The organism is Ruoffia sp. FAM 24228 (genome assembly GCF_045528575.1).
Taxonomy (GTDB): Bacteria; Bacillota; Bacilli; order Lactobacillales; family Aerococcaceae; genus Ruoffia; species Ruoffia halotolerans.
In genome coordinates, this window is sequence record NZ_JBGQQZ010000106.1 from 1 (window position 1) to 4,112 (window position 4,112).

Consider the following 4,112-nt stretch of genomic DNA (forward strand, 5'->3'; position numbering starts at 1 on the left):
CTTAGTTCCACTAAGCGAATTGGTAGAGTCTGCTTACGCAAGGTATTGAACCGCCGTGTACGGAACCGTACGCACGGTGGTGTGAGAGGTCGACTAGTCAAATAATGGCTAGTCTCCTACTCGATTGCCTATTATAGATAAAATTTAAATAATGAATCCGAATTATTTTTGATCAGGAGTTAGCACATTGATATAGTTAGGTAAGACGCTAATTTCCACCGGGAAAGAAGGACCTTTATCTCCATCAACGGCCACATGTGTACTAACGTCTTTATTAAGTAATTCGATCTTGATATTTTTGGCATCTACCGTTAACACACCGTTGTTTTGAACTTTCTCAGTATCGAAAATCCAGTTAGCAATACTTCCAACTCTATCTCCTAAAGTCGTTTTCTTTAAACCAAAGATGTGTAATTTACCATCATTATAGCTTGCATCTTTGAAGAAGTTAGTTAAACCAACCACACTACTAGATACGCCAATTAATAATAAATCTAATTCAAATTCATCGACTTTATTATCAATATTTAAGCTGAAACGGTAACTCTTTTGCTCGTTTAACGCTTGAATTCCTTCAACTAAGTAAGCGACAGGACCTAAGCGTTCCTTCTCTTCTTCATTTACTTCGAAGACACTTTCAGGAATTGTTCCCGTGGAAACTAAACTTAAGAAAACTTGATCATTCACAAGCCCTGCATCAATGGATTGTGGAGTAAGGTTTGGTAAATCCTTAACAGCTTTATCCAAGTTTATTTCGATATTTAACGCACGTGCAACATTATTTACCGTTCCAGTCGGCAAAATGGCAATCTCTGGCCGATAATCTTCATCTTTAAGACTCGAGGCAAGAAGTGAAACCGTTCCGTCACCACCTAAAATAACGATAGTATTATATGTTTCGCGCGCAGCTTCTTGAGCGAATTTGACAACATCATCGCCGGATTCTGTTATATTTATTGTTGCAAAACGTCCATTTGCTTCAAGGATTTCTTTCGCTTGTTGAGCATAGTCTTCTGCTTGTTTTTGTCCAGAAGATGGATTTGCAATAATCATGACATCTTTCATTTTATCTCTTCCTTTTAGAAAATTTATGTATATACTATACCGCTCGTTTTTATGAATAACAACTACTTGGAAAGGACTCAACTTCAAATGTGAATTAATTGTTAAAATTTTAAATAATACCTGAAAAAAAGACTATCTCTGTTACAATTGAATTATCGCATTAAAGGAGTTGTAGTTGAATGAGACTGAATTTGAAAGACATGGATACAAAATCACAAACAACGCTAATTAGTATTGGGACAGTTATTTTTGCGGTTTTAATGACGGCATTATTTGCTAGACATCATCAGCAACAAGTGCAAAGTATTGATTTGGCGACAAGTGCCATACAAGACTTGTATTTAGATGAGGGAAATACGTATTTGAACCCAAAAATATCTCCAGAACTAATAAAAAATGCTGAAGTGACCGCTAAAGAAGTTGGAGGCGTTCAAGGAAACAGGCTTCAACATCTAGTAAAATTAGCAGAGGAGAAGCAAGTGGCAATCGCCAACTTATCTGAGCTTTACCAAAGTGATGAACCAATTATTATCGGTGAACAAATTAAAGAAGGCCTTCCTTTAAATGAAGCAGTGACGCCCCAATTAGTAGCCGAACAAAAAGAGCAATTACCTTTTTCCGATGAAGATGCTCTCACAGAAACAATCTACTCTCATTATGATCAGATTCTAACAACCTTTAATGAAATCGAAACAGCAAGTGACCAGATTCAACACTTATCTGAAGAAGTAGATTTAGATTCTTTAGATCAAGAAATCCAAACTTTTTCTAAAGTGGAAGAAGTGCTTTTAAAAAACCAAAAACATCCACAAACTAGAGCAGTGATTGATAAATATATGGAAAAATGTCGTATTTACGCCGAAGATTTAATTAAACATTCTGAATTACTTGAATCCAATCAGGCAATATCAGATGCGATTTTTAATTCACGTGGTTTATCGGCTCCTTTAACGGGCTCTCCTATTGATGAGCGGCCGTTAGTTGCTCTTACCTTTGATGATGGCCCCACTGAGAACACCTTAGAGATCCTAGAAGTCTTGGATGAACATGATGTTACAGCCACCTTTTTCTTTTTAGGGCGCTCAGTCGAGGCCAATCCAGATATCGCCAGAGCAGTGGTTGAAGCAGGGCATCAAATTGGAAACCATTCCTATTCACACGCAAATTTTGATTTATTAAATATGGGAGACGTTGAACACGAGACTGAAATCACACAAGAAATCATTGCGGATGCTACAGGCGTAACGCCAAATATCTACCGCTCGCCTTATGGTAATGGTCGTCAGAAAATGTTGAAACTTTACCCAGATATGGAACCTATATATTGGAATGTTGATTCAGAAGACTGGTTAAGTAAAGATGAACAAATAACTAATGAGCATATTGCTAATCACTTACAACATCGATCAATTATCTTAATGCATGACACTCAATTATCAACCACCGAGGCAATTAAAGCACTCATACCTCACTTAAAAGAGCAAGGTTACGTCTTTGTCTCACCTACTCAAATTCCAGAAGCAGATTCATATCGGCTATAAAAAAATCCTCGGAGAATATCCGAGGATTTTTTGTGCATAATTATACTATACAACCTTGTCGCATTTACTTTTTAGCTTTAATCTCTGGTCTTCTTGCCAGAAAAAAGCTAAGTGACAGCAACAACCAGAATAAACCAAAAGAGAAACCAGCCAGCACATCACTAAAATAATGCACTCCAAGGAAAATTCGGCTAAAACCGATGAATAAAACAATTAAAAAGGCGAATACAATCAGAATACGACGAAACACGCTTGGTTTGAGGGACAGAATGAGTAACACAATGACGCAACCAAAAGCAACCATCGAAGAAAACGCATGACCACTCGGGAAAGAATAACTACTTTCTTTCACCATTCGAATCGCTTCATTTGGACGACTTCGTTGAACAATATTTTTAACCAGTGGATTCAATGCCAAACTCCCAATCGCATTTGTAATTAAGATCCATAGTGGTAAATCGATTCTCTTAGTTAAAAGGTAAGCAATCACCGCCAAAATAACGACCGTCGAAACGACACTCATTGGATTCGCAAGAATTGTTACGGCATTAAAGAATGAACTTAATAGGGGTGTCCGCCAAGAAACAATTTCAAGCGTAATAAGATTATCCAGATGTTGAATGGCATTCATATTGAATATAACAATTGCAATAATAATCAAAAAGGGTATCAGAGCAAGTAATGAGTAATTTAAATATTTTTTATTCATAAAAGCACCTCGGTATTTTAATTAATTAAATAAAGCTTGTCTTTAAATGAATCTCCATGAATTTGTTCATATAAAGTAAAATATTCTTCAAAAGTTATCTCCGAACTCGTACCTAGCAATTCAAATTCTACATCAAATAAATTCACAATCATATTTAATTGTTGGAAGCCATTCTTCTCGTAAAAATGCAGGCGTCGTAAGCGTTCCTCTATGATACCTTCATCCGTTTGAACAACTTCAATTTCTAAGCAAATATTCATGTCATGATATTTTTCTTTAAGAAGTGATAAAACTTTTGAACCATAACCTAGGCTGCGATATTCAGGAGAAATTGCAAAGTATTCAACAAAAATTAATTGAGAACTTTTTAAAGTTGAAATCATACCAATAAAGCGTTCGTCTTCAGTCATTGCGAAGACTTCAGCAAAACCAGTTTCTTGATGTGAGAATAAAGTTTCAAAAGGTTTGCGTTCATACGAAGGAAAGGCATTGATATATAAAGTTTCCAAATCATCTGCCAAAGGTGAGTGAATGGAATTGATACGTTGGATTTTCATGTTATAAACTCTTTTCTAATATACTTATTCTATTGTATCTTTAATTGAAAAGGATTTAAAGAGTCTACTTTTATTATATTTTCATAAAGATAATCAGCAAGGGGATCAAATTTGGGGAGTGTCAATAATTATGTGTAAATGAAGTACTCCTTCTATAAAATCGATTTATTAATTTGTTAATCTTTCAAACATTTTTTCTAGCTCTGCTTCAGCTTGTTGGAAGCCGCGGTGAATCCGTGT

At 35.7% G+C, this 4,112-nt stretch carries 4 protein-coding genes; 1 reads left to right on the forward strand and 3 read right to left on the reverse strand.

What is annotated here, in order from left to right; translation table 11 throughout:
• Positions 1-162 precede the first annotated feature (162 nt).
• Positions 163-1,065, reverse strand: a complete 903-nt coding sequence (locus tag ACEN33_RS11885) for a diacylglycerol kinase family protein (RefSeq protein ID WP_138404936.1) — start codon at positions 1,063-1,065, stop codon at positions 163-165.
• 179 nt (positions 1,066-1,244) lie between these two features.
• Here ACEN33_RS11885 and ACEN33_RS11890 point away from each other — a divergent pair, with 179 nt between their 5' ends.
• Entirely contained in the window at positions 1,245-2,606 is a 1,362-nt protein-coding gene (locus tag ACEN33_RS11890) for a polysaccharide deacetylase family protein (RefSeq protein WP_138404935.1), read from the forward strand.
• Between the two features lie 64 nt (positions 2,607-2,670).
• Here ACEN33_RS11890 and ACEN33_RS11895 read toward each other — a convergent pair whose 3' ends face one another.
• Positions 2,671-3,315, reverse strand: coding sequence for a phosphatase PAP2 family protein (locus ACEN33_RS11895; RefSeq protein ID WP_407095177.1), 645 nt, complete (start codon positions 3,313-3,315; stop codon positions 2,671-2,673).
• A 17-nt stretch (positions 3,316-3,332) separates the two neighbouring features.
• Positions 3,333-3,872 carry a GNAT family N-acetyltransferase gene (locus ACEN33_RS11900; RefSeq protein WP_407095178.1) on the reverse strand — a complete coding sequence of 180 codons (540 nt, stop codon included), beginning with the start codon at positions 3,870-3,872 and terminating at the stop codon, positions 3,333-3,335.
• Positions 3,873-4,112: the final 240 nt, after the last annotated feature.